Origin of the sequence: Actinomycetospora soli (assembly GCF_021026295.1) — a bacterium.
In the GTDB taxonomy this organism is placed as follows: domain Bacteria; phylum Actinomycetota; class Actinomycetes; order Mycobacteriales; family Pseudonocardiaceae; genus Actinomycetospora; species Actinomycetospora soli.
Genome location: NZ_JAJNDA010000007.1, coordinates 21,466 through 47,605 on the forward strand (window position 1 = coordinate 21,466; position 26,140 = coordinate 47,605).

Here is a 26,140-nt window from a genome sequence, read left to right on the forward strand (position 1 = left end):
CTCGGCGTGCTGCGCCGTCGGGTCCCGGTCGCCCCGCCCGCCGTCCTGCGGCGCGGGGCGGGGCCGCCGACGGTGGTGGCGGTCCCCGGCAACGGCCTCTCGGTCGACGGCTGGCGGGCCCCGACGCGCCTGCTCGGTCCGGACGCCGCCGTGGTCGCGCTGCCGGCCCACGGGCTGCCCGCCCGCCGCGACGACCGGCTCGACCCGGGGACGAACGCCGAACGCCTGCTGGCCCGGCTGGACGACCTCGGGGTCCGGCGCACGGTCCTGCTCGGGCACTCCGCGAGCTGCCAGGTGGTCGCCGAGGCGGCGCGGCGCGCGCCCGAGCGCGTCACGGGCCTGGTCCTCGTCGGCCCGACGACCGACCCCCGCGCGCCGACCTGGCCCCGGCTCGCGGGCCGCTGGCTCGCCACGGCCGTGCACGAGCGGGCGGGGCAGGTGCCGCTGCTCGCCCGCGACTACACCCACTGCGGGCTGATCACCTTCGCCCGGGCGATGGAGCGCGCCCGGCAGCACGCGATCGGCGATGCCCTGGCGGCGACCACCCACCCGGTCCTGCTCGTGCGTGGCCCGGACGACCACATCGCCCCGGCCGACTGGCTCGACCGCCTCGCCGCCCTCCGCCCCGGGATCACCGCCACGACCCTCTCCGCGGGGGCGCACATGGTGCCGATCACGCACCCGCACGACCTCGTCGCGGCGACGGGCCCGTTCGTGGCCCGCCTCAGGACACGGTGATCTCGGCGCGGCGGCTCGCGGCCGTGCTGGGCAGCGGGTTGCTCGCGCCCGCCCCGCGGGACTGCAGCCGGTCCGCCGCGACCCCGGCGGCCCCGAGCCGCGCGGCCACCACCGCCGCCCGTCGGTCGGAGAGCTCCTGGGCGGCCGGGCCGACACCCCGGCTCACGGGCGCGGCGTAGCCCGTGACCGTGACGCGCGCCGCCGGCACCGCGACCAGCTCGCGGGCGACCCGGTCGACGGTCTGCGTGTCCGTGTCGGTCAGGTCGGCGCTGTCGCCCCGGAAGGTGATCGGCGACGCCGCGAGGGTCTGCGCGACGCGGTCGGCGACCCCGGCGACGTCCCCGGTCCCGGCCGGTGCGGGGGCCGGTGCGGGGGCCGGTGCGGGCGTCGGTGCGGGGGCGGCCGCCGACCCGGGTGCCGTCGGACCGCCCGGGGCGGGGGAGGACCCGCTCCCGCAGCGTGCGGTGAGCAGCAGGATCCCGACGAGGACCACGAGGGCGACCAGGACCGGCAGCAGCCACGCCCACCGCGGTCGGCGGCGCCGGTGCGTCGTCGTGGCCGCACCGATCGTGCCCGGAGGGGCACCCGCCGGCCGACGGTCGTGCTCCGGACCGCTCATGGCTCGTCCCTCCCGCGCGTCGACGCCGCTCCGGCCGCGCCGGGGGGCGCCGTGCCGCCCGCCCCGCCGGGGCACGACACCCTACGACGTGGCGGTGGCCCCGATGCCGAGCGTCGCCCGCGCCTCGGCGCACGTGGCAGGTCGCCGCCCGGACGCCGCGAGCAGCTCCAGCAGCTCGTCGAGCAGCTCGGCGTTCGACGGCGTCCGCGGGCCGGCGTAGTCCTCGAGGCCGACCCGCACGTGTCCGCCGCGCTCCAGCGCGAGTGCGGCCAGCCCGCACCCGACGACGTCGCCGCCGAGCACCGCGACCGACCAGGGCAGACCCGAGTCCTCGAGCAGCTCGACGTACGCGTCGAGCGCCCGCTCGGTCGGGGGCAGCCCGAACTGCAGGTCGCCCCCGAAGTACAGCTTGACCATCGCGCCGCGCGGCACCCGGCCGTGGCGCTGCAGGGTCAGGGTGGTGCGCAGGAAGCCCGGTTCGAAGATCGAGATCGACGGTGCCGCGCCCAGCTCGCCGGTGCGCCGGAACATGTACTCGGTGTCGGCGATGCTGTTCTGGTAGGGCTCCGCGGCCGCCGCGGGGGCGCACTCGCCCGAGGCGAGCAGCCCGACGTTCACCGAGCCGGGGTCGACCAGCGTCATCCCGCCGAGCCCCCGCCGGGCGAGCTCCTCGACGTGCGCCCACTTCTGCTCGACCGGGATCCCGCGCGCCCCGGCACCCATCGTGGGGTAGAGCAGGGCGTCCGGGTGCGCCTCGACGACGGGCGTCCAGGCCTGCACGTAGGGGTCGGGGGAGTGCACGGCGTCCGCGGTGAACATCGGCTCGTCGTTGTGGTTGTGCGCGATCGCGGCGCCGCGGCCGAGGCAGGCCAGCATGTCGTCGGTGATCTCCGCGGGCGTCCGCGGGACGTGCGGGTTGGCCTCGCGGGTGGTGGAGCCGTTGACGGCCACCTCGACGATCACGGCCTCGGGCGGCGTCGCGGAACTCATGACGCCGAGCATGCCGCACCCGTCTGACCAGGCAGAAGACGACACGTTAGCCGGGCATGATCACCCGTTCGGCGGAACGGGTGTCGCAAACCGTGTCCCACGGATCTTCGGGCTCGTTCACCACACGTATTCGGACGGTCACTCCTCGTGGACGTCCGGAAGCTCCCCACGTGAGAGGAACCCCACATCATGTCGATGATGCGCAAGGCCGTCCTGGCGTCCGCCCTCATCAGCTCGGGCCTCGTCTCCACCGCCGGCATGGCGATGGCGCACGAGCACGGCGGCGACACGGTCCAGAAGGGCCTGGTCAACTCCTCCGACTTCGCCCCCAACACCCCCGTCAACGTCTGCAACAACGACGTGCCGGTCAACGCCCTCGGCGTCCAGGTCCCGGTCCAGGACAACGCCGCGAGCGTCCCGGTCGGCTCGGACGCGAAGCACGGCAACTCGGCCGGCATCGCCAAGAGCTGCAAGGCCCCGATCCACGCGATCAACTAGTCGCGTCGTCACCCGGGCCCGGGCCGCGTCCCCACGAGGGGCACGGCGCCGGGCCCGTGGTGTCTGTGCCGTCCGACGCTGCTCGTGGGGAGGGGGAGGCGTGCGCGACGAGGTGACCGCGCTGTTCGCTGCGGCGCTCGAGGGCGACGAGCACGCGGAGCTCGAGCTCGGTCGGCGCTGGCTCGACGAGGACGACCCGACGGCCGCGCGGGCCGCGCTCGCCGTCACCACCGTGGTGCTCGCGGAGCTGGAGCGCGACCCGCTGTACCGGGCGTGGGCGCGCTGACGCGGCGACCTTCACGTCCCCGCTGCCCCCGCGGTCGTAGGCTCCGTGACCGTGTTGCGTCGCGATGACCGGAGCGCCGCGCGCCCCGCGCGGGCCCGCCGCCGTCGGGGACCCGGGCTGCGGGTCCGGCTGACACTGCTCGCGACCGGGCTCGTCGCCGCCGTGAGCGCCCTGCTCCTCTGGCTGGGCTGGATGCTCGTCGGCGAGGTCGCCGCCAGCCTCCCGACCCTGGCCCCCGGGACGCCCGTGCTCGTCGACGGCGTCTCCGTCCCGGCGGGGGAGATCGCCGCCGCGCTCGGACACAGTGCCCGGTCGGAGGTGCTGCAGGTCGGCTCGATCGCGTTCGCGCTCGTGGTGCTGGCCGCGGCCGTGGTGTCGTGGGTGCTGACCGGCCACGTGCTGCAGCCGGTGCACGACGTGACCGCCACCGCCCGCCGGCTCTCCGCCGAGTCGCTCGACGCGCGGATCGATCTCGAGGGCCCGCGCGACGAGGTCGCCGAGCTCGCCGACACCTTCGACGAGATGCTCGACCGGCTGCAGGCCGCGTTCGACGCGCAGCGCCGCTTCGTCGCCAACGCCAGCCACGAGCTGCGCACCCCGCTGGCGGTGCTGCGCACCGAGATCGACGTGACGCTGGCCGATCCCGACGCCGACGTCGACGAGCTGCGCCGCATGGCCGCCGTGCTGCGCGACGCCACGAAGCGCGCCGAGGGGCTCGTCGACGGCCTGCTCCTGCTCGCGCGCACCGAGGCCGCGCCGCGGCGGGCGTCCGACGGCGACGAGCCGGTCGACCTCGACCTCGCCGCGCGCGGCGCGCTCGACGCGGTGCGCGCGGAGGTGGAGGGTCGCGGGCTGCGGGTCGAGGTCCGTCCCGGCGCCGACGCGGTGGTGGTCGGCGACGCGGCCCTGCTCGAGCGGGTCGTCGGGAACCTCGTCGAGAACGCGGTCCGGCACAACGTCGACGGCGGCTGGATCACCGTCACCACCGACAGCGTGGACGGGCGGGTCGACCTCGTCGTGAGCTCCTCGGGCCCGGTGCTCGAGCCGGCCCGGGTCCCCGACCTCTTCGAGCCCTTCCGCCGCGGCGCCGACCGGGTCGGTCCCGGCTCCGGGCTCGGGCTGTCGATCGTGCGCGCGGTGGTCCGGGCCCACGGGGGCACCGTGTCCGCCGAACCGGTCGACGGCGGCGGTCTCTCCGTGCGGGTCGGGCTCCCCGGTCAGGTCTCGGGGTCGCTGAACACCGGCGTGACCGTCCCGACCTGAGCCGGCGTCCCGCCCGCGCTCGTGCTGCGCCGCCGGCGCCGCCGCGGTGACCGACGGGTCCCCTCGGGGTCCTCGTCCGACCCGTTCCCCGGGGTCCCGTTCCGGACGGCGGGTGGGTCCGCGGGTGCCGGGGCGGTCTCGGCCAGGGCGGCGACCAGCCCGTCCAGGGCGAGCTCGCGCTGCCAGGGCCGGGCACCGCCCGTCGTCAGGAAGGCGTCGACGGCCTCCGCGTCCGCCGGGGCGGGCGGGGTCCAGCAGAGCCGGCGCACGAGGTCGGGCTGGAGCAGGTTCTCCACCGGTGTGTCCCACTGCTCGGCCAGCGCCGCCAGGTGGGCGCGGGCGGCCGTGAGCCGCGCCGCGGCGTCCGGGTCCTTGTCCGCCCAGCGGTTGACCGGGGGCGGGCCGTCGCCGGCGGGGGAGGGGTCGGGCAGCTCGTCGGCCGGCAGGCCGCGGCCGGTCCGCACCGCGCGCCACCAGCGGTCGGCCAGCCGGCGCTGGCGGCTGCCCCGGAAGACCGGCAGCTCGGTCAGCGCGTCCTTGTCGGCCGGCTCGCGCAGGGCGGCGTCGACGATCGCGGCGTCGGGCAGCAGACGACCCGGGGCGACGTCGCGGGACTCGGCGAGCTCGTCGCGGGACTCCCACAGCGCGCGGACCACCGCGAGCTGCCGCGGGCGGCGGACCTTGTGCATCCCGGAGGTGCGGCGCCAGGGTTCCGCGCGTCGTGGCGGTGGCCCGGCGAGGCGGACGGCCTCGAACTCCTGGCGGGCCCACTCGGCCTTGCCCTGCCGCTCGAGGTCGACGGCGAGCAGGTCGCGCATCGCGACGAGGAGCTCGACGTCGAGCGCGGCGTAGACCAGCCAGTCGTCGGGGAAGGGTCGCGTCGACCAGTCCGCGGCGCCGTAGCCCTTGCGCAGGCGCACGCCGAGCAGCCGTTCGGCGAGGGGGCCGAGCCCGACGCGCGGGTAGCCCGCGAGGCGGCCGGCCAGTTCGGTGTCGAAGAGCGCGTCGGGCCGCATGCCGACCTCGGCGAGGCACGGCAGGTCCTGCGACGCGGCGTGGAGCACCCACTCGACGCCGCGCAGGGCGTCGCCGAGCACGGCGAGGTCGCCGTCGAGGGCGATGGGGTCGACGAGCGCGCTCCCGGCGCCCTCCCGGCGCAGCTGCACCAGGTAGGCCCGGGCGGAGTAGCGGAAGCCGGAGGCCCGCTCGGCGTCGACGGCGACCGGACCGCTGCCCGCGGCCAGGTCGTCGGCGAGCGCCGAGAGACGGTCCCGATCGGTGATCAGCTCGGGAACGCCCTCGGCGGGGGCGAGGAGTTCGGTGATGTCCTCACCGGGCTCCTCGCCCCCGCCGAGCGGCTCCGGGGTCGGTGCGGTGCTCAGCGGATGACGCCGGCTCGCATCGCCAGCGCGACCATCTGGGCCCGGTCGCCCGTGCCGAGCTTGCGACCGATGCGGGAGAGGTGGCTCTTGACCGTGAGGGCCGAGAGGCTCAACGCCTCCCCGATCTCCTTGTTCGAGCGGCCGTCGGCCACCAGCTGCAGCACCTCGACCTCGCGGGCCGAGAGCTCCCGCGGGGTGTTGTCGGTCGCCGGCACCCGGGTGCCCGCGGCGAGCAGCGGGGCGACCGAGGGGTCGGCGTAGAGGCCGCCCTCCAGCACGCGCCGCACGCCGTCGGTGACGATGCCCGGCGAGGCGGACTTGAGCAGATAGGCCTGCGCCCCCGCCTGGAACGCCGCCCGCACCGCGGACGGGTCGTCCGATGCGGCCAGCACCACCACGCGGTTCCAGCCCTGCGCCCGCAGCTCCGCGATCAGGTCGAGCCCGGAACCGTCCGGGAGACCGAGGTCGAGGATCGCGAGGTCACACGGGCCGGAGGCGAGTGCTCGGGTCCTGGCCTCGGAGATCGAGGCCGCCTCGTGGACGGTGCCCGCGCCCATCGAGGTGAGTCGTTGCGCGATCGCCTCGCGCAACAGCGGGTGGTCGTCGACCACCAGCACCGAGAACATCTCCTCCCGCGGATGCGGGACCATGGCCGGTGGCAGCAGGCCACTCGCGACGCCGCGAAGTGCCATGCCTGGGCCCACGGTAGCCACGTCAACTACCTCCCTGAAGTCGGTCTTGCCCCCCGACGGACACACCAGGAACCCCGGTCGCCGACCGCGCCGCCGAACGGCCGAGGAAGTGCGTCGCGAGAGAACATATCCCCCCTGGCGAGTTAACGAGAGCATTAGGGCCAACTTCGCTCGGTGGAGTTTCGCCCGTTACGGCTCCGCGGTCACTCCTTGGTGTGACCCTCGTACTCTCCGTGTGCTGTCAGTGACACTCTGTGTAGTCGATGTGACGCAGCGTCGCCAAAGGCTCCGATCGCCGCAGCGTTCTTGCGCTCATCGGTCCAATCTCATCCGAGTAACGGACGCAACACGACGACCGCGTTCGGAGTCCGGCCCGTGACCCGCTCGCTGCTGGGCGTTCACCCGCCCTCCGCAGTGCCCGCACGCGCGGGCCGACCTGCGGAAATGCTCGAATCGGCACCAGTGGTACCGGGAAACTGCTGAGAGTTCGCTGAATGGTGAACCGCATCGGGTCCCGACTTGAGACGTCAGAACCGTCGTCGTCTCGAACGCGCACACCCGCGCGCGCCACTCCCCGAACGCACCGGCCGATGCACGTGCCGATGACGGGTGAGGCCGGTGGGGCGGGTGGGGTCGGTCAGCCGAGGCGGCGGGCGCCGAGGGTCGCGACCCCGACCGGGGGCAGCCCCGCCGCGGTGGCGAGCACCGTGGTGAAGGCGCCGCCGTGGTCGGTGAGGTCGGCCGCGTCCGCCGCGTCGTCGGGGAGCACCGGGGTCCACGACGCCCGCAGTTCGAGGTCGCAGACCTGCGCGGGGCCGGAGATGTCGCCGAAGCGCACCGACGAGGTCTGCGTGACGGTGCCGCCGACGGCGGTCGCCGCGGCGCCGGACTCCTCCAGCGCGCCGGTCAGCCAGGACCACGCCACCTCGGGGAGCATCGGGTCGTTCGCGTGCTCGGGGTCGAGCTCGGCGCGGACGAAGGTGACCAGGCGCAGCGTGCCGTCCCAGGCCTCCTGGCCCTCCGGGTCGTGCAGCAGCACCAGCCGCCCCGTGACGAGGACCTCGGGCTCCGGGTCGCCCGGGGCGGTGGGGGAGACGACCTCGGCGCTCCAGGCGGCCGACCACGGCGCCAGGCGCTGCGGCGGGCGCATCTCGGCCAGCTCGATCTCGGGGCGGGGGCGCAGAGCGGCGAGCGACTCCACGGCCCGGCGGAACGTCTCGGGGGCGGTCGCGGGTGCCGTCACCTGCGGGAGCGTAGGTCGCCCGCGCTCCGGGCGGGAGGCCGACGCGCCGGGCGGCCGCCACGCCGACCGGACGGGCGTCGCCGCAGGCTGGCAGACTGGAGCCACCATGAGCGCGCCGACGCAGCCCGACCCGAACCCCGTCGCCCCGGGCGCCCCGACGGGCCCGGCCGGCCGCCGGCGCGACCTGCCCGGATCGGCCTTCCTGACGGCGGCGCGGGGCGGGACGCCGGAGCACGTGCCGGTCTGGTTCCAGCGCCAGGCGGGCCGCTCGCTGCCGGAGTACCGGCGCGTCCGGCAGGGCACCGGCATGCTCGAGTCCTGCCTGACGCCCGACCTCGCCTGCGAGATCACGCTGCAGCCGGTGCGCCGCTACGGGGTGGACGCCGCGATCCTGTTCTCCGACATCGTGGTGCCGCTCAAGGTCGCCGGGATCGGGGTGGACATCGTGGCCGGCACCGGCCCGGTGATCGACGCCCCGGTGCGCACCGCGGCCGACGTGGCGGCGCTGCCGACGCTCGACGCGGCCCAGGCGGAGCCGGTGGCCGAGACGGTGCGGCTGCTCACCGGCGAGCTCGGCGCGACGCCGCTCATCGGCTTCGCGGGCGCCCCCTTCACGCTCGCCTCCTACCTCGTCGAGGGCGGCCCCAGCCGCAACCACGAGCGGACGAAGGCGCTCATGCACGCCGAGCCCGACACGTGGCACGCGCTGCTCGACCACCTCGCCGACCTCACGCTGACGTTCCTGCGGGTGCAGGTCGAGGCGGGGGTGGACGCGGTGCAGCTCTTCGACTCCTGGGCCGGCGCCCTCTCCGAGCGCGACTACCGCCGGCTCGTCCTGCCGCACTCGACGAAGGTCCTGGAGGGCCTCGCCGACGCGGGCGTGCCGCGCACCCACTTCGGGGTGGGCACCGGGGAACTGCTCGGCGCCATGGGCGAGGCGGGCGCCGACGTCGTCGGCGTCGACTGGCGGGTCCCGCTGGACGCCGCCGCCCGTCGCGCGCCGGGGAAGGTCCTGCAGGGCAACCTCGACCCGGCGGTGCTGTTCGCGGGCCCGGAGGTCGTCGAGGCCGAGGTCCGCCGGATCGTCGCGGAGGGCCACGCGGCGCCCGCGCACGTGTTCAACCTGGGCCACGGGGTGCTGCCCGAGACCGACCCGGACGCGCTGCTGCGCGTCGTCGAGACGGTGCACTCCCTGCCCGTGCGCGCGTGAGCCCCGCGGCGGCCGCGCCGCACGTCGTCGTGGTGGGCGGCGGGGTGAGCGGTCTCGCGGCCGCGCACCGGCTGCGCACCACGGTGGGCGACGCCGCGACGATCACGGTTCTCGAGTCCGCGCGGGTGCTGGGTGGCAAGCTCGCCGCCGTCGACCTCGGCGGGCTGCGGGTGGACGTCGGGGCCGAGGCGTTCCTCGCCCGGCGTCCGGAGGCGTCCGACCGGCTCGTCGAGCTCGGGCTCGCCGACGACCTCGTGCACCCCTCCGGCGCCTCCTCGGGGCTGCGGGCGGGTGGCGCCACCCACGCCCTGCCCCCGCGGACCGTGATGGGCGTGCCGGCCGATCCGCCCGCCGTCGGCGCGCTGCTGTCCGACGCGGGGCGCGCCGCGCTGGCGGCCGACGCGGAGCTCGGGCCGGTCGCCTGGTCCGGGGACGACAGCGTCGGCGGGCTCGTCCGGGCCCGGCTCGGCGACGAGGTGGCCGACCGGCTCGTCGACCCGCTGCTCGGCGGGGTGTACTCCGGGCGCGCGGACGCGCTCGGCGTGCGCGCCACCGTGCCCGCGCTGGCCGCGGCGCTCGACCGCGACCCGTCGTCGCTGGTGGCGGCCGCCCGCAGCGCGCTGCCCGCCGGCACCACGCCGCCCGCGCCGGTCTTCGGGACGCTGCGCACCTCCCTCGCCGACCTCCCGCCCGCCCTCGCCGTCGCCGCCCGCGCGGACGTGCGGCTCGCCCGCACCGCGACGGCCCTGGAACGCCGCGGGGCCGGGTGGCGGGTCGTCGTGGCGGGCCCGGCGGGGATCGAGACCCTCGACGCCGATGGGGTGGTGCTCGCCGTGCCCGCGCCCGCGCTGCGCCGGCTGCTCGCCGACGTCGTGCCGGACGCGTCGGCCGCGGCCGGGGGGATCGAGCTGGCGTCGTCCGCCGTCGTCGCGCTCGCCCTCCCCGCGGACACCGACCTCGGCACGCGCTCGGGAGTGCTGATCGGCTCGGGGGAGCGGCGCCCGGACGGGACGCCGTGGACGATCAAGGCGGTCACGGTGTCGTCGGTGAAGTGGCCGCACCTCGTGGGTTCCGAGGCGGTCGTGGTCCGGGCGTCGATCGGGCGGTACGGGGAGCCCGAGGCGCTGCAGCGCGACGACGCCGAACTGGTCGCCGCCGCCCGCTCCGACCTCGCCGAGCTGCTCGGCCTCACCGCCGAGCCGCTCGAGACGGTGGTCGCGCGCTGGGGCGGCGGCCTGCCGCAGTACGCCGTCGACCACGCGGGGCGGGTGGCCCGCCTCGAGGCGCTGCCGGCGGGGCTCGCGGTGGCCGGCGCGACGCTGCACGGGGTCGGGGTGCCGGCCTGTCTCGCGACCGGGGATGCTGCCGCTGCGCGGATCGTCGAGCACCTGTCTTCCGGCGCGAGGGGAACCCTCGCACCATAAGAGCGCTCGGATCCTCCCCTCGCGGCTGCGTGGCACGATGGGACCGTGGCCAGGCTGAACTACGACGAGCTGAACTCGACGATCCGCTACGCCATGTGGTCGGTGTTCCGCACCGACCAGGCGAAGCTCCCCGACGACCGGCGCACCGCCGCCGAGGAGTTCGCCGCGGCGATCGACGAGCAGGAGTCCAAGGGCGTCGTCGTGCGCGGGGTGTACGACCTCGCGGGCATGCGCGCCGATGCCGACTGGATGGTCTGGACGCACGCGCAGGACGTCGAGGCGCTGCAGGCCACCTACACCGCGCTGCGCCGCACCACGCTCGGGCGGGCCTCGGAGCCGGTGTGGTCGAACACCGCGCTGCACCGCCCGGCGGAGTTCAACAAGAGCCACGTCCCGGCGTTCATCGCGGGGGAGGAGCCGAAGGGCTACCTCTGCCTCTACCCGTTCGTCCGCTCGCTCGACTGGTACCTGCTGCCCGACGCCGAGCGCCGCCAGATGCTGGCCGACCACGGCAAGGCCGCCCGCGGCTACGCCGAAGTCCGCGCCAACACCGTGCCCGCCTTCGCGCTCGGCGACTACGAGTGGATCCTGGCCTTCGAGGCCGACCAGCTCGACCGGATCGTCGACCTGATGCGCGACCTGCGGGCCACCGAGGCCCGCCGGCACGTGCGGGAGGAGATCCCGTTCTTCACCGGCCCCCGGGTGGAGCCGGGCGCGCTGCTCGCCCTCTCGTGAGCGGGCTCGTCGCCGGCACCCGGGCCGTCGTCACCGGGGCGAGCCGCGGCATCGGCCGCGCCGAGGCGCTCGCGCTCGCCGCGGAGGGCGCCCGCGTGGTCGTCGGCTACGGCCGCAACGCCGAGGCCGCCGACGCGGTCGTCGCCGAGATCACCGACGCGGGTGGGGAGGCCCACGCCGTGGGGGCCGACATGGCCGACCCGGCCGCAATCACCGCGCTCATGGACCGCGCGGCCGAGCTGCTCGGCGGGATCGACGTGCTGGTGTCCAACGCCGGCATCGAGCACTTCGGCGCGCTCGGCACGATCACGCCCGAGGAGTTCGACCACGTCTTCGCGGTCAACACCCGCGGTCAGCTGCTCGCGGTCCAGGCCGCCGCCGCGCACATGGGACCGGGCGGGCGCATCGTGTGCACCTCCTCGATCGCCGCCTCCACCCCGGTCCCGGGGCACGCGCTCTACGCCGGGTCGAAGGCCGCCGTCGAGGCGATGGTCAAGGTCCTCGCGCTCGACCTCGTGCCGCGGGGCATCACGATCAACGCGATCGCCCCCGGTGGCACCACGAGCGACATGTCGGCCGAGAACGGCAGGCACTACGACAACGACCTCGCGCCGATCTCGTGGCCGATGGGCCGCTACGGCGAGCCGGAGGACATCACGCCCCTGGTCCGCTTCCTCGCCTCGCCGGAGAGCGGCTGGATGACGGGCCAGACCCTGCGGATCTCCGGCGGACAATAGGGAGTACCCGGGACCGATCGGGCGCGACAGGATGGCGCGGTGACCCAGCACGCCGAGACCGCGCCTGCCGAGACCGAGCACGCCGACCTGTCCGCCCTCGGGACCGACGACGACGAGGCCCGCACCGGCTTCATCGTCGACACCCTCACCGACGCGTTCGCCGACCTCATGGCGGCGAGCCCGGCCGCCTTCCGGTCGAAGTTCCGCAAGATGGCGGCCGACCCGTTCGCGTTCTACCGGGGCAGCGCCTGCCTGTTCTACGCCGACGTCGTCCGGCTCGACGACCCGTGGGCCGACGAGCGGACCTCGCGGGTGTGGATCCAGGGCGACCTGCACGCCGAGAACTTCGGCACCTACATGGACGGCGACGGGGCGCTCGTGTTCGCGCTCAACGACTTCGACGAGGCCTACCTCGGCGCCTTCACCTGGGACCTGCGCCGGCTCGTGGCGAGCGTGGCGCTGCTGGGCTGGTCGAAGGCGTTCTCCGACGAGACGGTGTCGGCGCTGGTCACGACGTACGTGCGGGCCTACCTGGCCGCGCTGCGGTCGTTCCACGGCAACGCCGGCGAGCTCTCCCACGCGCTGCGGCGCTCCGGCGTCGACGGCGCCGTCCGGGACGCCCTGCAGCGCTCGCGGGAGTCGAGCCGCGAGGCGCTGCTCGCGCGGGTCACCGAGATCGAGGGCGACGACCGCGTCTTCCGCTCCGGCCCCGGCGTCCGGCGCCTCGACGACGGCGAGCGCGCCGAGGTGGTCGAGGCGTTCGGGCGCTACCTCGACACCATCCCGGCCGACAAGCGGCTCTCCGACGTGGCCTACGAGGTCGTCGACGTCGTCGGGCGCAGCGGCTTCGGGATCGGCAGCGCCGGGCTGCCCGCCTACAACGTGCTCATCGAGGGGTTCAACGAGGCCCTCGACAACGACGTCGTCATCAGCATGAAGCAGGCCGTGGTGGCGGCGCCGAGCCGCGTGGTCACCGACGAGCGCATCGCCTCGGCGTTCGTGCACCACGGGCAGCGGACCGCGGTGTCCCAGCGGGCGCTGCAGGCCCACGCCGACCGGCTGCTGGGGTGGACCGAGCTGCGCGGCGTCGGCTACGTCGTCTCCGAGCTCTCGCCCTACGAGGCGGACCTGGAGTGGGACGACGTCACCGAGCCCGACGACGTGGAGCAGGTCCTCGGGTACCTCGGCCACGCCACGGCGCGGGCGCACGCCGTGGCCGACCGGGACGCCGAGGACGCCGACCTCGTCGGGTTCCAGGTCGAGGACGCCGTGCTGGAGGTGGTGGCGGGCCGCGAGGACGAGTTCGTCGCCGACCTCGTCGGGTTCGCGCACGCCTACGCGCAGGTGGTCCGGGACGACCACCGGCGCTTCGTCGAGGCGTTCCGCTCCGACCGGATCCCCGGCGTCAGCGGGACGGAGTGACTCAGGCCTTCGGCTCGAGGCGCAGCGACACCGAGTTCATGCAGTAGCGGTCGTCGGTGGGGGTGCCGTAGCCCTCGCCGTGGAAGACGTGGCCGAGGTGCGAGTGGCAGGTCCCGCACAGCACCTCGACGCGCCGCATCCCCATCGACGAGTCCTCGCGCAGGATGACGTTGTCGTCGCCCGACGGCGCGTAGAACGACGGCCACCCGCAGTGGCTGGCGAACTTGGTCTCGGAGCGGAACAGCTCCGCGTCACAGGCCCGGCAGTGGTAGACGCCCTCGGTGAACGTCTCGTCGTACTCCCCGGTGAAGGGGCGCTCGGTACCGGCCTGGCGCAGGACGTGGTACTCCTCGGGCGAGAGCTGCTCCCGCCACTCGGCGTCGGACTTCTCGACCTTCGGCTTGCCGATCGCACTGCTCATGCGTCCAGGCTAGTACGGCTCATCCACCGAGGTAGGTGCTCAGCACGAACTCCAGGACGCCGTAGATGACGTAGCCCGCGCCGAGCAGGACCAGCACCACGAGCAGCCACGCGGCCCAGCGCTGCAGGCCGCCGCTGCGGTTGGCCGACTCCGCGAAGTCGCGCACGCCGTTGAGTTCGCCCTCGACGGTGAACATGGGGCGCACCCGCTCCATGCGGTCGAGGTGCTCGGCGAAGGCGCGCGCCTCCGGGTCCTCGGGGTCGAGGCCGACGAGGTCGTCGTGGAACCGGCGGGCCGGATCCGGACGAGCAGCCCAGGTCATGCCCGTCGCTCCGCTCGCCCAGCCGTCATGCCGGTCACGGTAACCTGCGCGGCCGTGGCGCGGTCGGCGGCGGTGGAGCTCGAGGTCGGTGGGCGCGAGGTGCGCGTCTCGAACCCCGACAAGGTCTACTTCCCGGAGCCGGGGATCACCAAGCGGCAGGTCGTCGAGTACTACGTCGCGGTCGCCGGGCCCCTGCTCGGGGTCCTCCGGGACCGGCCGACCCACCTCAAGCGGTTCGTCGACGGCGTGACCGGCGAGTTCTTCTACCAGAAGCGGCTGGCCAAGGGCGCGCCCGACTACGTGGAGACCGTGCAGGTCCGCTTCCCCTCCGGCCGCGCCGCCGACGTGCTCTGCCCGACCGAGCCCGCCGTCCTGGCCTGGGCCGCGAACCTCGGCACGTTCGACTTCCACCCCTGGCCGGTCCGCCGCCCGCAGGTCGATGCCCCGGACGAGCTGCGGATCGACCTCGACCCCCAGCCGGGCACCGACTTCGCCGACGCCGCGGTCGTCGCGGCCACGTTGCGGGAGGTCCTCACCGACGCCGGGCTCGTGGGCTGGCCGAAGACCTCCGGCGGCCGCGGCATCCACGTGACGGTCCCGATCCGGGCCGAGTGGGACTTCGTCGCGGTCCGCCGCTGCGTCATCGCGATCGGCCGCGAGGTCTGTCGGCGGCTGCCGGACGCGGCCACCGTCGACTGGTGGAAGGAGGAGCGCGGCGAGCGCGTGTTCCTCGACTTCAACCAGGCCGCCCGCGACCGCACGATCGCGTCCGCGTGGTCGGTGCGCGGCACGCCGCGGGCGACGGTCTCGTTCCCGTTGACCTGGGCGGACCTCCCCGACGCCGAGCCCGACGACTTCACCGTGCTCACTGCGCCCGGCCTGTACGCGGAGCGCGGCGACGTCCACACCGGTCTGCACGACGAGCCCGCCGGCCTGGAGACGGTGCTGGAGTGGGTGGAGCGCGACCAGCGTGACCACGGCGTCGGCGACCTGCCCTACCCGCCCGAGTACCCCAAGATGCCCGGCGAGCCGAAGCGGGTGCAGCCCTCGAAGGCGCGCGCGGACACCACCGGCAAGCAGGTCTGATCCGTCCGATTCGTCTGCTTTATCCTGGCGGGCGTGGCGCGTATCGCATTCGTGGGGGAGGAGGCCGCCGGGGCCCGGGCGGTCGGGCGGGTGGTCGCGAGTGACCACGAGCTGGTCTGCGCCCTGACCGACTCGTCGCCGACGACGCGCGGCTCGGTGGCGGCGGTCGCGACCGGAGCGGGCGCCCCGGTGCTCCCGGCCCGGCGGGTGCGGGACGCGGCGCTGGCCGGCGAGCTGCGCGCGCTGGGCGTCGACGTCCTGCTCAACGTGCACTCCCTGGCGATCGTCCGCCGCGAGGTGCTGGCGGCCCCGCGGATCGGCGCGTTCAACCTCCACCCGGGGCCGCTGCCGGCCTACGCCGGCCTGAACGTCCCGAGCTGGGCGGTGCTGCACCGCGCGCCCCGGCACGGCGTCACGCTGCACTGGATGGAGCCGGGCATCGACACCGGCGACGTCGTCGCCCGGGCCGACTTCGACCTCACCCCGTACGACACCGGCCTGTCCGTCGCGACCCGCTGCGCGCAGGAGGGCGTCGAGCTCGTCGGCGCCCTGCTCGACCGGCTCGACGACGACCCCGCCGCCGTCCCGCGCGCCCCGCAGGACCTCGCCGACCGGCACTACTACGGCCGCGAGGTCCCGCAGGACGGGTGGATCCCCTGGAGCCTCCCGACGGCGGACGTCCTCGCCTTCGTCCGCGCCTTCGACTACCGGCCCTTCCCGTCGCCCTGGGGCCCGGCCCGCGCCGCGGCACCGCGGGTGGGCGAGATCGGGATTCCGCGGCTTACGGCCGCCCCCGGTGCCGCGTGCGCGGAGCCGGGCCGGGTGCGGGTCGACGACGAGCACGTCGACGTCGCCACCGGGGACGGCTGGGTCCGCGTGCTCGGGCTGACCCTCGGCGGCCGGTCGACGTCGCCACGCGAGGTGTTGCGGGACGGGGCGGTGCTCACCGCGCCGGTCCCGGTCGGCCGCTGACCGCTCCTACTCCTCCAGCGCCGCCTGCAGCGCGTCCCCGGTCGGGAGGCTCGTCCGGCCCCCGGCCGCTCCCGCCGCCAGCCCGGCCGCCACCACGGCGACCCCGAGGGCGTCCTCGAGGTCCTCACCGGCGGCGAGCAGGGTCGCGAGCGCCCCGAGCAGGGCGCTCTTCGCCCCGGTGGGGTCGACCACCTCGACGGGGTGCGCCGACAGTCGCCGGACCCGGCCGTCCGCGGCGAGCAGCACCCCGTCCGCCCCGAGGGTCACGACGACGGGTGCGGTGCTCCACGAGTGCAGGGTCGCGGCCGCCTCCGCGGGCGGGCGCTGCGCCGCCTCCGGGCTGGCGCCCCGCCGGACCAGGTCGGCGAGCTCGCCCTCGTCGGGGGTGAGGACCGCCCCGAGGTCGAGCAGGCCGAGCACCGTCGGGATCACCGGGTCGGGGTCGAGCACGCAGGGGACGCGGCGCTGCGCGGCCGTGCCCACGGCGGCCGCCACGACCGCCGCCGACTGGTCGGTCCCCACCAGGACCGCGCCCAGCCCCCCGATCGCCTCCAGGGTGTGCCGGACCGGGTCGGCGTCGAGGTGGTCGTCGGTGGTCACCGCGCCCACGTCCGCGCCCTCGGCGGCGAGGTCGTCGCGGGCGCGGGAGTCGGTCGCCGTCCCGACGACCCGGACCTCGGCCCCCAGCCGGACGGCGGCGACGGCGGCGTCGGCGACCGTGCCGGGCACGGCGCCGACCACGGCGACGACGGGAGCACCAGCGGGTTCGCTCACGAGCGGCATCCTGGCCCGCGGTGGACCCGCTTGTCATGATCGTCGAGCATCTGCCGCCCCGAGCGGTCGTCGGGACGGGGGCCGGGGAACGTGACCTGCGTCGCGTCCCGCGGCGTCTTTACGCCGGTCAGCGGCGTGCGCTGCCCTGACGGGGGCCGACAGGGACGGGGGACGCGCCTAGGGTGCTCCGGGTGAAGGTGCTCCTGCTCGAGAACATCCACCCCACCGCCGCCGAGGCGTTCCGTCGCGCCGGCCTCGAGGTCGACGCCCGGCCCGGGTCGCTGTCCGGCCCGGAGCTCGTCGAGGCGCTCGAGGGGGTGTCGCTGCTCGGGATCCGCTCGAACACCACCATCACCGCCGAGGTGCTCGACGCCGGCAAGGACCTCCTCGCCGTCGGCTGCTTCTGCATCGGCACCAACCAGGTGGACCTCGCCGCCGCCGCCGAGCGCGGGATCGCGGTGTTCAACGCGCCGTTCTCCAACACGCGCAGCGTCGTCGAGCTCGTCCTCGGCGAGATCATCGCGCTCGCGCGTCGGCTCACCGAGAAGACGCAGCGGATGCACGAGGGCATCTGGGACAAGTCGGCGAAGGGCAGCCACGAGATCCGCGGGCGCACGCTCGGCATCGTCGGCTACGGCAACATCGGTACCCAGCTGTCGAACGTCGCCGAGGCCGTCGGGCTGCGCGTCATCTTCTTCGACACCGCCGACCGGCTCGCGCACGGCAACGCCGCGCGCAAGGGCTCGCTCGAGGAGCTGCTGGCCGAGGCCGACGTCGTCAGCCTCCACGTCGACGGCCGCCCCGGGAACGCCGGCCTGTTCGGCGCCGAGCAGTTCGCCGCCATGAAGCCGCGCGCGATCTTCATCAACGCCTCGCGCGGCATGGTCGTCGACTACGACGCGCTGCGGGCCAACATCGAGTCCGGCCACATCGCGGGCGCGGCGATCGACGTGTTCCCGGTCGAGCCGAAGGCCCAGGGCGACGCCTTCGAGTCCCCGCTGCGCGGCCTCGACAACGTCATCCTCACCCCGCACGTCGGCGGCTCCACCGCCGAGGCGCAGGAGGAGATCGGGCACTTCGTGTCGACGAAGCTGCTGGGCTTCGTCGGGGGCGGGTCGACCGCGCTGTCGGTGAACCTGCCCGAGGTCATGCCTCCGAACCCGCCCGGCGCCTACCGGATGGGCTACCTGCACTCCAGCGAGCCCGGCGTGCTCGCCGGCCTCAACCGGCTCCTCGCCGACAGCGGGGCCAACGTCATCGGGCAGGCCCTGTCCACCCGGGGCGAGCAGGGCTACGTCGTCACCGACACCGACAAGCCGCTGGCCGAGCACGTGCTCACCGAGCTCAACCGGGCCCCGCAGACGCTGTGGCTGCGGTTCTGGGAGCCCCAGGTCTAGTCGCGCTGCCGCGCCGCGGCCTCCATCGCCTCCAGTTCGGCGATGAGGGTCGCGGCGTCGTGCGGACCCTCCAGGCGCCGCGGCGTCCGTCCGGTGACCCCGAGGAAGAACGTCGGGGTGCCGGGCAGCTCGCTGACCCGCGCGTCGATCTCGTCGTCGGCGACCCGGTTGCCCGTGTCGCCGTCGCGGAGGTCGTCCTCGAGGCGTTCCTGGTCGAGCCCCAGCGCGGCGGCGTGCTCGTAGAGGCTGTCGCGGTCGAGGGCGTCGGCGTGGGCGAAGAAGTGGTCGTGCGCCTCCCAGAAGCGGCCCTGCTCGGCCGCGGCCTCGGCGAACTCGGCGGCCTGCCGGGCGTCGGGGTGGTACTCGTCGAGCGGGAAGTGCCGGAAGACGTAGCGCAGCCGGTCGCCGAAGTGCTCGCGGACCTGTCGCATGCTGCCCGTCGCCTTGCCGCAGAAGGGGCACTCGAAGTCGGCGTACTCGACGATCGTCAGCGGCGCGTCGACCGGGCCGCGGACGTGGTCGCGGCGCGGGTCGACCGGGCGGAGCAGGTCGAGCGACGGGCCCTCCGGCTGCGGAGCCGCCTTGAACACGACGGCGCCGAGGACCAGCGCGAGCGCCGATGCGGCCAGCACGCCGATCCGCGCCTGGTCGGCGAGCTCGGGCTGGTCGTCGAGCGCGAGGTCGACGATGAACAGCGAGATCGTGAAGCCGATGCCCGAGAGCGCCGCGCCGCCCGCGACCTGCGGCATCGTCAGGCCGGGCGGGAGCTTCCGTCGCAGGAGCGCCGTCGCGCCGCTGATCCCGAGGAACTTCCCGACGACGAGGCCGAGGACGATGCCCCAGGTCAGCGGCGAGGTGGCCGCAGCGAGCAGGGTCGGGCCGTCGAGCGCGACGCCGGCGTTCGCGAGGGCGAACAGCGGCACGATGATGAACGCGGTGTAGGGCTGGTAGAGCCGCATGAGGCGCTCGTTGACGCTCACCGCGCGGTCGAGCCCCAGCCGTGCCGTGCGCGCGTACTCGGGGTTCGGCGACTGCCGGAAGCGCCGCGTCAGCTCGGCCGCCCGCTCCACCTCGCGGCGCTTCGGCGGGTAGACCGGCAGGAGCAGTGCGATGAGCACCCCGGCGAGCGTGGCGTGCACGCCCGACTCGTGCAGCGCCACCCACGTCACCAGGGAGACCACCAGGTAGGCGCCGCCGCGCCAGACCTGCAGCCGGCGCAGCTGCCAGACCGCGGCGAGCCCCACGATCGCGACCGCGAGCGGGATCCAGTGCAGCTCGTCGGTGTAGACGAGCGCGATGATCGCCAGCGCCCCGACGTCGTCGGCGACCGCGAGCGTCAGCAGGAAGATGCGCAGCCGCTCCGCCCGGCCCGGGCCGACCACCGCGAGCGCGCCCAGCAGGAACGCCGTGTCGGTGGAGATGACGACGCCCCAGGCCCCCGCGGCCGGGCCGGAGGGGTTGAGCAGCAGGAACAGCACCGCGGGCAGGGCGAGCCCGGCGATCGACGCCGCCAGCGGGATCATCGCCTGCGACCGGTCGCGCAGCTCGCCGATCGCGAGCTCGCGCTTGACCTCGAGGCCGATGACGAAGAAGAACAGCGCCATCAGGCCGTCGTTGACCCAGTGCTGCAGGTCCAGGTCGATGCCGACCCCGCCGATCGAGATGGCGATGCGGCCGTGCCAGAACACGTCGTAGGTCCAGGCCCACGGCGAGTTCGCCCAGATCAGCGCGAGCAGGGTCGCGACCAGCAGGAACACCGCGGCCAGGGTCTCCGACGAGTCGCCGCGTCGGGCCTCGGCGATGCGCTCGAGGACGCCGTGGAGCCGGCCGGGCCCACGGACGGTGGTATCGGTCATCGGGGATGATTCTTCCCGACGACGGGTCGTGCGCGGGAGTCGCTCGGGCGTGATTGTCGTACCAGCGGGGCTCGGGGCCGCGAGGGTGACGTGGGGCAGGGTCCGGGCCTCGGATTCCTGCCTCGTGTGCCTCTCGTGGACGTGGTGCCGCTGGTGTTGCTGCGAAGGCGACCGTGACCCTTCTAGGCGCCGTCAGGTGAAGACGCCCCAGCACAGGTCGTTGCGTCGTCGCTGGTCGGACAGCACGAGCTCGCGCACCGGCGCCGGGAGCTGCGACCGCTGCCACGCGCACTCCGCGCGGCCGGCGTCGTCGCCCTCGGCGGCCCGGACCGCCTTGATCGCGTACGCGGCCGCGCCCAGGTCGTGCTCGGCGACGTGCGCGACCGCTCCCGCCTGGCCCGCCGCATAGGCCGCGAAGCGGGGAGCGCCGCGCAGGTTCCGGGCGGCGCCCATCGCGTGGCCACCCGAGGCCCGGGACTCCATCATCCGGAGCTCGCCCCGGACCCAGGCGCGGATCGCCTCGATCGCCTCGCGCGGGCGGCGGTCGTCGGGACGGACGTCCTCGAAGAGGCCCAGGACGTGCTCGGCGCAGACCGCGGCCCACAGCGCCAGGAGACGGTGGTCCTCGTCGGTGAGCGTGCCGCCGCGCCGCATCGTCACGAGCCGCGGGTCGCGCTCGGTCGAGAGGATCACGAATTCCTCCGATCGACTGTCGAAGACCGTCGCCCCCGTTCGACGCACTGGTGGACCACGATCTCCGAGGAGCACATCATGCACATCGTCGTCACCGCCTTCACCAGCCTCGACGGCGTCGTCCAGGCGCCCGGCGGCCCCGACGAGGACCGCGACGGCGGGTTCGCCCACGGCGGCTGGTCGATGCGGTACTTCGACCCGGAGGTCATGGGCGCGGCCTGGAACGACGCCCTGGCCTCGGCCGACGCGATGCTCTTCGGTCGCCGGACCTGGGAGGTGTCGGGTCCGGCGTGGTCGGCCCAGGCGGGCGACCCCTTCGCCGACCGGATGAACGCGATCCCGAAGTACGTCGTGAGCCGCACCCTGACCGATGCGAGCGCCTGGGCGAACTCCACCGTGATCGACGACCCCCGGTCGGTCCCCACCGGCGAGGGTCGCCTCCTCGTCATGGGCAGCCCGTCGGTCGTCCGTGAGCTGGTCGACGCCGACCTGGTCGACGAGTACCGCCTCATGATCGAGCCGGTCCTGCTCGGCGGCGGCAAGTCGATCTTCCCGCGCGGCGGGAACAGTCGGGGTCTCGAGCTCGTCCAGGCCGTCACCGCCGCGACCGGCACCCTCGTCTGCACCTACCGCAGGGGCTGAAGCGCTCCCGCGTGGACGGCGTGGTCGTTGAAGGCGAGCAGCCGCGGGGTGGAGCCGGAGGTGTCGATCCGGCACACCGCCGCGTCCTCGACCCACATCCGCCACGCCACCTCGTCCCCGACCCCGAGCGCCCACGCGATGGCCGCCTTGATCGGGGACACGTGGCTGACCACCATCACGTCCGCCGTCGCCGCGTCGGCCGCGAGGTCGGCGCACGCGGCGCGCACCCGCGCGCCCACGGCGGCGAGCGACTCGCCGCCGGCGGGAACGTGGTGGGGGTCGTCGCGCCAGGCCTGCCACCCGGCCGGGTCGAGGGCGGAGGCGGGCTCGCCGTCGAGGGCGCCGTAGTCCATCTCGATCCACCGGTCGTCGATCTCCACCGGCACCCCGACCATCGCCGCCGTCTGCCGGGCCCGCGTCAACGGACTGCAGACGAGCCGCGCGGGCCGCGGGAGCCCCCGGGCGAGGACCGCGGCCTGCTCGATCCCCGCCTCGCACAACGGCGGGTCGGCGCGCCCGAGCAGGAGCCCGTGCCGGTTCGCCTGCGTCTGGCCGTGGCGCACGAGGATGAGCATCGCGCTCACGCTACTGACGCGGGGCGTGTCCGAAACGTGAGGCGAGTGGAGTTCCGCGTGCCGGTCGCCTCCCGCTGCACCGGACGGGCCAACGCCGTTCGCCCGAGCAGGAGCACCCCGAGACCCGGCGCACACGAGACGAGCGCCAGCACGCCGTAGGTCACGGCCGCCGTCAGACCGGTCGCCGCGCCGAGGCCGGCCGCCCCGAAGGCGGCGGCCGTCACGGCCTCCCGCGGCCCCCACCCGCCGACGTTGACCGGCAGGCCCATCGACAGCAGCGCCAACGCCAGCAGCGGGAGCAGCACCCCGAGCGGTGCGACGGGCCCGGCCGCGACCGCGAGCAGCGCCAGGTGCCCCGCCGTCGCGACCAGGGACAGCACGACGACGCCCGGCCCGGTCCGCCGCGCGAACAGGCCCGCCCGGAGGTCCCGACCGAGGGCCGCCAGAGCACCGTGGGCCCGCGATCCGTCCGCCGAGCCGGTCCGCTGCGCCGGGACCACCACCGAGGACCGGCGACGGAGCGCGGGCACCACACCGAGCGCCACGGCCGCCACGACGGCGAGCACCCCGAGCACGGCGGCGGGGTCGACCACGTCCCGGACCGGCCCGGGCAGCACCAGCAGCAGAGCCGCGCACGCCGCGATCACCACCACCTGCCCCGCGACCCGCTCGATCACCACCGCCCGCACCCCCCGTGCGACGTCCGCGTTGCGGCGACCGTGGTCGACCGCCCGGTGCACGTCGCCCAGCACCCCCGCGGGGAGCACCGAGTTGAGGAACTGCGCCCGGTAGCAGTCGGCGAGGGCCCGGCCGAACCCGAGCCGCAGACCCACCCCGCGCGCGACGAGACACCACCGCGCGGCCGACGCGGCCGTCGTCACCAATCCCAGCCCGAGAGCCGCGACGACCGCCTCCACCGACACCGCCCGGAGCCCGTCGAGCACCGGCCCCGTCCCGAGGTGCACGACGACGGCGCCCACCAGCAGCGCCCCGACCAGCAGCTTCACCACCTTCACCGCGGCAGCCCCAGCACGTCGACGTGACCGACCTCGACCGTGAACGGGGCCGCGAGGCGCCGGGCGAGGTACGCGTCGACGTCCAGGTCGGGGTCCTGCTCGGCCGCCGCGTCCAGCCAGCCGCGCAGCCACTCCTCCGCGAGCGGCCGACCCGCCGCGCTCCCGCCGGCGAGGCGCCAGGGCGACGGCTCCCGCCGGACGACGAATCCCGCGCGGGCGAGCGCGTCGGCGATCAGGTCGGGCGCGTCGGGGCCCGCGAGGCCGTCCCGCCGCTGGTGGGCGTCGAACGCGGCGGCGATCCGGGCGTCGTCGGGATCGGCCGGGTCGAAGCGCACCCGCCCCGACACCGACAGCGTGCACAGCACCGCCGCGCCGGCCGTCGCGCAGGCCTCCGCGAGCGCCCCGATCTCGGCCGCCGTGAGCAGGTCGAGCAGGGCCGAGCAGACCACCACGTCCGTGCCGGTCAGGTCGACGTCCGCCACGTTCCCGACGACGGCGGTGGCCGGGACCGGCAGGGAGGCGAGGGAGAGGGCGGCCCGCCGTGCGAGGTCGGCGTCGCGGTCGTGGACGAACCACTGCTGCCGCGCCCGCAGCCGCGGCGCGAGCCACCGGCCCATCGACCCGAGCCCGCACCCCAGGTCGCGCACCACGAGCAGGTCGTGCCCGGCGAGCCGGTCGTCGAGGGCCGCGGCGAGCGTCTCGGAGCGGGCCGCGTGGTCCGCGGGCTCGCGCAGCGCCAGCCAGTCCGGGGTGCAGACGGGGGAGCCGGGTTCGCTCAGTCGAGCGCGAGGCGCAGTCGGTCCACGGTCGAGGTCCACGGCAGCAGCGTGCCTCGCCGTCCGTGGGCTGAGAGTCTCCACCCGCTCCGCCGCACCGGATCCACCAGCCAGTCCTGCAGGGCTCCGGCGAGCGCACCAACGTTCTCAGCGGGCACTAAGGCGGTCGGCCCCGCCTCGCGGATCCCGCCCACGTCGGCCGCCAGCACCGGCACCCCGCGCGCGAGCGCCTCGGTGACGACCATGCCGAACGTCTCCGTCCGCGACGGCACGACGAGCAGGTCGGTCGTCGCCCACAGCGCGTGGAGGGCCGCGCCCGTCCGCGGGCCGAGCACGGACACCCGGTCCGTGAGCCCGTGCGCGACGACCGCCGCCCGCAGCCGCACCACGAACCCGGGGTCGCGCGACAGCGGCCCGACGAGCGCGCAGGTCCACTCCCGGTCGCGCAGCCGGGCGAGCGCGGCGACGAGGAGGTCCTGGCCCTTGGTCGGCGTCAGCGCCCCGAGGCAGAGCAGGCGCGGGCGCCCACCGGCCACCATTGAACCGGGGGCGGTGCACGCCGGGTCGTTGCCGGGAGGAGCGACGACGACCCGCTCGGCCTCGACCCCGAACGCGGCCAGCTGCCGCGCCGTCCACCGGCTCGTCGCCGCCACCGCGCTCGCGTGGCGCAGGGTCGCGGTCTCGAGGTCGCGCAGCCGCCGCACGCGGGCGGGGGAGAGCCCGCGCTCGTCGGCGAGGGGCAGGTGCACGAGCGGGACGAGCCGCACCCGCTCGCCGTGCGCCGCGGCGACGGCCGGGAGCGAGCCGCCGACGAGGCCGTCCACCAGCACCGACGCGTCGTCGGGAACGGCATCGAGCGCCGCGTCGAGCGCGGCGGCGTCCCCGACCGGCACGCGGTGCTCGCGCCACCCGGAGAGCGCGAGGACCCGGCGGTCGTAGACGTTGCCGCCGCTGGGCACCGCGTCGAGGTCGTCGGGGACGACCATGTGCACGCTCACACCGAGCGCTCGTACCCCGCCCGCGCGACGTGGGACTCGTGCAGCTCCACCGCGACCGTCCCGATCGCCCGGGCGCCCTCACCGAGCTCGCCCGCGTGGATCGCGGCGACGAGCCGGTCGGCGATCACCCGCGCCAGGAACTCCGTCGTGGTGTTCTCGCCGGCGAACTCGTCGACCTCGTCGAGGTTGCGGTAGCGCAGGTCCGCCAGCGCGGCGCCGAGGGCGGTGGTGGCGAGCCCGATGTCGACGACGATGTTGTCCGCGTCGAGCTCCCGGCGCCGGAAGGTGGCGTCGACGACGAAGGTCGCGCCGTGCAGCGCCTGCGCGGGACCGAAGACCTCGCCGCGGAAGCTGTGGGCGACCATGACGTGGTCGCGGACGGTGACCGAGAACATCAGCTGCCTCCGTACTGCACGCGCACCGCGAGCCCGGGTGCTCCGGCGGCCAGGTCGGCCATCGTGTCGGGCAGCGACTCGAACGGCACGGTGCGGGTGATCAGCGCCTCGAACCGCTCGTCGGCGAGCAGCCGCAGCGCCAGCGTCATCCGGTCCGCGTACGTGCGCCGCGCCCGGCGGGCGCCCGAGACCATCCCGACCTGGCTGGACCGCACTGCGAGCCGCCCCGCGTGGAACCCCTCGCCGAGCGGCACCGAGACCGGCCGGTCGCCGTACCAGGACATCTCGATCACCTCGCCCTCGACGCCGAGCAGCTCCAACGAGCGGGCGAGGCCGGCCTGGGTGGCGCTCGTGTGGACCACGAGGTCGCACCCGCCGCGCGCGTCCTCCGGAGCCGCGAACCCGACCCCGAGCGCCGCCGCGACCTCGGCCCGCGTGGGGTCGACGTCGACCAGCTGCACCTCCACGCCCGGGATCGGGGCGAGCAGCGCCGCGACCGAGCACCCGACCATGCCCGCCCCGACGACGGCGATCCGGTCACCGACCCGCGGGCCCGCGTCCCACAGCGCGTTCACCGCGGTCTCCACGGTGCCCGCGAGCACCGCCCGGCCGGCGGGCACGTCGTCGGGCACCACGCTGACTGCGGAGGCCGGCACGACGAACCGCGTCTGGTGCGGGTGCAGGCAGAACACGTCGCGGCCGAGGAGCTCCGCCGGCCCCGATTCGACCACGCCGACCGCGAGATAGCCGTAGGTCACCGGGCCGGGGAAGTCCCCGACCTGGAACGGCGCACGCATCCGTTCCGCCTGCCCGGCCGGCACCCCGCCCCGGTACACGAGCAGCTCGGTGCCCCGCGAGATCGCCGACCAGCGGGTCCGCACCACCACGTCGTCGGGTCCGGGCGGCGGGAGGTCGACGTCGACGATCGCGCTCTCCCCAGGACGGAGCACGCGGAACGAGCGGGCGGAGTACAGGGTT

28 protein-coding genes and 1 pseudogene are annotated in these 26,140 nt (G+C 75.5%); 13 read left to right on the forward strand and 16 right to left on the reverse strand.

Features of this window, described 5'->3' with window-relative positions:
• Positions 1-6 precede the first annotated feature (6 nt).
• Positions 7-738, forward strand: a complete 732-nt coding sequence (locus LN037_RS12935) for an alpha/beta fold hydrolase (RefSeq protein WP_230753030.1) — start codon at positions 7-9, stop codon at positions 736-738.
• On the opposite strand, the gene LN037_RS12940 is transcribed toward LN037_RS12935, so the two are convergent.
• Together LN037_RS12940 and LN037_RS12945 are read right to left on the reverse strand one after the other, a co-directional pair.
• Positions 725-1,357: an OmpA family protein gene (locus tag LN037_RS12940; RefSeq protein ID WP_230753032.1), complete on the reverse strand. Its 633-nt coding sequence runs from the start codon at positions 1,355-1,357 to the stop codon at positions 725-727. The genes LN037_RS12935 and LN037_RS12940 overlap by 14 nt on opposite strands.
• Before the next feature lie 81 nt (positions 1,358-1,438).
• Positions 1,439-2,347, reverse strand: a complete 909-nt coding sequence (locus LN037_RS12945) for a beta-keto acid cleavage family enzyme (protein ID WP_230753034.1) — start codon at positions 2,345-2,347, stop codon at positions 1,439-1,441.
• Between the two features lie 198 nt (positions 2,348-2,545).
• Here LN037_RS12945 and LN037_RS12950 point away from each other — a divergent pair, with 198 nt between their 5' ends.
• The 3 genes from LN037_RS12950 (at position 2,546) to LN037_RS12960 (ending at position 4,394) form a co-directional block, all read left to right on the forward strand.
• Complete coding sequence (locus tag LN037_RS12950) at positions 2,546-2,845, forward strand: hypothetical protein (RefSeq protein ID WP_230753036.1); 300 nt, start codon at positions 2,546-2,548, stop codon at positions 2,843-2,845.
• Between the two features lie 100 nt (positions 2,846-2,945).
• Positions 2,946-3,131: a hypothetical protein gene (locus LN037_RS12955; protein ID WP_230753039.1), complete on the forward strand. Its 186-nt coding sequence runs from the start codon at positions 2,946-2,948 to the stop codon at positions 3,129-3,131.
• Positions 3,132-3,176: 45 nt separating this feature from the next.
• Positions 3,177-4,394 carry a sensor histidine kinase gene (locus LN037_RS12960; protein WP_230753041.1) on the forward strand — a complete coding sequence of 406 codons (1,218 nt, stop codon included), beginning with the start codon at positions 3,177-3,179 and terminating at the stop codon, positions 4,392-4,394.
• Positions 4,395-4,525: 131 nt separating this feature from the next.
• Here the strand turns inward: LN037_RS12960 and LN037_RS12965 are convergent.
• The 3 genes and pseudogenes from LN037_RS12965 to LN037_RS12975 form a co-directional block, all read right to left on the reverse strand.
• Positions 4,526-5,719 (reverse strand): annotated as a pseudogene (locus tag LN037_RS12965) (HRDC domain-containing protein); the annotation flags it as partial.
• 53 nt (positions 5,720-5,772) lie between these two features.
• Positions 5,773-6,468 (reverse strand): response regulator, encoded by a 696-nt coding sequence (locus LN037_RS12970; RefSeq protein WP_372460436.1) that lies wholly within the window; start codon positions 6,466-6,468, stop codon positions 5,773-5,775.
• Positions 6,469-7,105: 637 nt separating this feature from the next.
• Positions 7,106-7,711: a DUF3000 domain-containing protein gene (locus LN037_RS12975; protein ID WP_230753043.1), complete on the reverse strand. Its 606-nt coding sequence runs from the start codon at positions 7,709-7,711 to the stop codon at positions 7,106-7,108.
• A 106-nt stretch (positions 7,712-7,817) separates the two neighbouring features.
• On the opposite strand from LN037_RS12975, the gene hemE reads away from it, so the two are divergent.
• Genes hemE through LN037_RS13000 form a run of 5 tightly spaced genes read left to right on the forward strand, consistent with a single transcriptional unit; the run spans position 7,818 to position 13,239 of the window.
• Positions 7,818-8,921, forward strand: coding sequence for a uroporphyrinogen decarboxylase (hemE, locus tag LN037_RS12980; protein ID WP_230753046.1), 1,104 nt, complete (start codon positions 7,818-7,820; stop codon positions 8,919-8,921).
• Entirely contained in the window at positions 8,918-10,345 is a 1,428-nt protein-coding gene (gene hemG, locus LN037_RS12985) for a protoporphyrinogen oxidase (protein WP_230753047.1), read from the forward strand. The genes hemE and hemG overlap by 4 nt, the downstream gene beginning before the upstream one ends.
• A gap of 45 nt (positions 10,346-10,390) precedes the next feature.
• Entirely contained in the window at positions 10,391-11,080 is a 690-nt protein-coding gene (hemQ, locus tag LN037_RS12990) for a hydrogen peroxide-dependent heme synthase (RefSeq protein WP_230753049.1), read from the forward strand.
• Positions 11,077-11,817 (forward strand): SDR family oxidoreductase, encoded by a 741-nt coding sequence (locus tag LN037_RS12995; RefSeq protein WP_230753051.1) that lies wholly within the window; start codon positions 11,077-11,079, stop codon positions 11,815-11,817. The genes hemQ and LN037_RS12995 overlap by 4 nt, the downstream gene beginning before the upstream one ends.
• 39 nt (positions 11,818-11,856) lie before the next feature.
• Positions 11,857-13,239, forward strand: a complete 1,383-nt coding sequence (locus tag LN037_RS13000; RefSeq protein WP_443611896.1) for a DUF2252 domain-containing protein — start codon at positions 11,857-11,859, stop codon at positions 13,237-13,239.
• A gap of 1 nt (position 13,240) precedes the next feature.
• On the opposite strand, the gene msrB is transcribed toward LN037_RS13000, so the two are convergent.
• Both msrB and LN037_RS13010 read right to left on the reverse strand, forming a co-directional pair.
• Entirely contained in the window at positions 13,241-13,660 is a 420-nt protein-coding gene (gene msrB, locus LN037_RS13005) for a peptide-methionine (R)-S-oxide reductase MsrB (protein WP_230753053.1), read from the reverse strand.
• A 19-nt stretch (positions 13,661-13,679) separates the two neighbouring features.
• Complete coding sequence (locus tag LN037_RS13010; RefSeq protein ID WP_230753057.1) at positions 13,680-13,982, reverse strand: hypothetical protein; 303 nt, start codon at positions 13,980-13,982, stop codon at positions 13,680-13,682.
• Positions 13,983-14,009: 27 nt separating this feature from the next.
• On the opposite strand from LN037_RS13010, the gene ligD reads away from it, so the two are divergent.
• Complete coding sequence (ligD, locus tag LN037_RS13015) at positions 14,010-15,068, forward strand: non-homologous end-joining DNA ligase (RefSeq protein WP_230753059.1); 1,059 nt, start codon at positions 14,010-14,012, stop codon at positions 15,066-15,068.
• A gap of 33 nt (positions 15,069-15,101) precedes the next feature.
• Positions 15,102-16,040 (forward strand): methionyl-tRNA formyltransferase, encoded by a 939-nt coding sequence (locus tag LN037_RS13020; RefSeq protein WP_230753062.1) that lies wholly within the window; start codon positions 15,102-15,104, stop codon positions 16,038-16,040.
• Between the two features lie 6 nt (positions 16,041-16,046).
• Here LN037_RS13020 and LN037_RS13025 read toward each other — a convergent pair whose 3' ends face one another.
• Complete coding sequence (locus LN037_RS13025; RefSeq protein WP_230753064.1) at positions 16,047-16,814, reverse strand: PfkB family carbohydrate kinase; 768 nt, start codon at positions 16,812-16,814, stop codon at positions 16,047-16,049.
• Between the two features lie 191 nt (positions 16,815-17,005).
• Here LN037_RS13025 and serA point away from each other — a divergent pair, with 191 nt between their 5' ends.
• Positions 17,006-18,211 (forward strand): phosphoglycerate dehydrogenase, encoded by a 1,206-nt coding sequence (gene serA / locus LN037_RS13030; RefSeq protein ID WP_230753066.1) that lies wholly within the window; start codon positions 17,006-17,008, stop codon positions 18,209-18,211.
• Here the strand turns inward: serA and nhaA are convergent.
• Positions 18,208-20,067, reverse strand: coding sequence for a Na+/H+ antiporter NhaA (nhaA, locus tag LN037_RS13035; RefSeq protein WP_230753069.1), 1,860 nt, complete (start codon positions 20,065-20,067; stop codon positions 18,208-18,210). The genes serA and nhaA overlap by 4 nt on opposite strands.
• 192 nt (positions 20,068-20,259) lie before the next feature.
• Positions 20,260-20,760 (reverse strand): putative immunity protein, encoded by a 501-nt coding sequence (locus LN037_RS13040; RefSeq protein WP_230753073.1) that lies wholly within the window; start codon positions 20,758-20,760, stop codon positions 20,260-20,262.
• A 78-nt stretch (positions 20,761-20,838) separates the two neighbouring features.
• Between LN037_RS13040 and LN037_RS13045 the strand changes: the two genes are divergently transcribed.
• Entirely contained in the window at positions 20,839-21,402 is a 564-nt protein-coding gene (locus LN037_RS13045; RefSeq protein WP_230753075.1) for a dihydrofolate reductase family protein, read from the forward strand.
• On the opposite strand, the gene LN037_RS13050 is transcribed toward LN037_RS13045, so the two are convergent.
• From LN037_RS13050 to LN037_RS13075, 6 genes are read right to left on the reverse strand one after another with little or no spacing between them, the layout of a single operon-like run.
• Complete coding sequence (locus LN037_RS13050; protein WP_230753079.1) at positions 21,387-21,977, reverse strand: histidine phosphatase family protein; 591 nt, start codon at positions 21,975-21,977, stop codon at positions 21,387-21,389. The two genes, LN037_RS13045 and LN037_RS13050, sit on opposite strands and share 16 nt — an antisense overlap.
• A gap of 5 nt (positions 21,978-21,982) precedes the next feature.
• On the reverse strand, positions 21,983-22,993 hold the full coding sequence (locus tag LN037_RS13055) for a lysylphosphatidylglycerol synthase transmembrane domain-containing protein (protein ID WP_230753081.1): 1,011 nt from the start codon (positions 22,991-22,993) through the stop codon (positions 21,983-21,985).
• On the reverse strand, positions 22,990-23,811 hold the full coding sequence (locus tag LN037_RS13060) for a class I SAM-dependent methyltransferase (protein WP_230753084.1): 822 nt from the start codon (positions 23,809-23,811) through the stop codon (positions 22,990-22,992). Before LN037_RS13060 ends, LN037_RS13055 begins: the two co-directional genes overlap by 4 nt.
• Positions 23,769-24,767 (reverse strand): glycosyltransferase family 4 protein, encoded by a 999-nt coding sequence (locus LN037_RS33550; protein WP_230753087.1) that lies wholly within the window; start codon positions 24,765-24,767, stop codon positions 23,769-23,771. The genes LN037_RS13060 and LN037_RS33550 overlap by 43 nt, the downstream gene beginning before the upstream one ends.
• A complete protein-coding gene (locus LN037_RS13070) occupies positions 24,764-25,162 on the reverse strand; it encodes a 6-pyruvoyl trahydropterin synthase family protein (protein ID WP_230753089.1) in 399 nt (132 codons plus the stop codon). The genes LN037_RS33550 and LN037_RS13070 overlap by 4 nt, the downstream gene beginning before the upstream one ends.
• On the reverse strand, positions 25,162-26,136 hold the full coding sequence (locus LN037_RS13075; protein ID WP_255694119.1) for a zinc-dependent alcohol dehydrogenase: 975 nt from the start codon (positions 26,134-26,136) through the stop codon (positions 25,162-25,164). The genes LN037_RS13070 and LN037_RS13075 overlap by 1 nt, the downstream gene beginning before the upstream one ends.
• Positions 26,137-26,140: the final 4 nt, after the last annotated feature.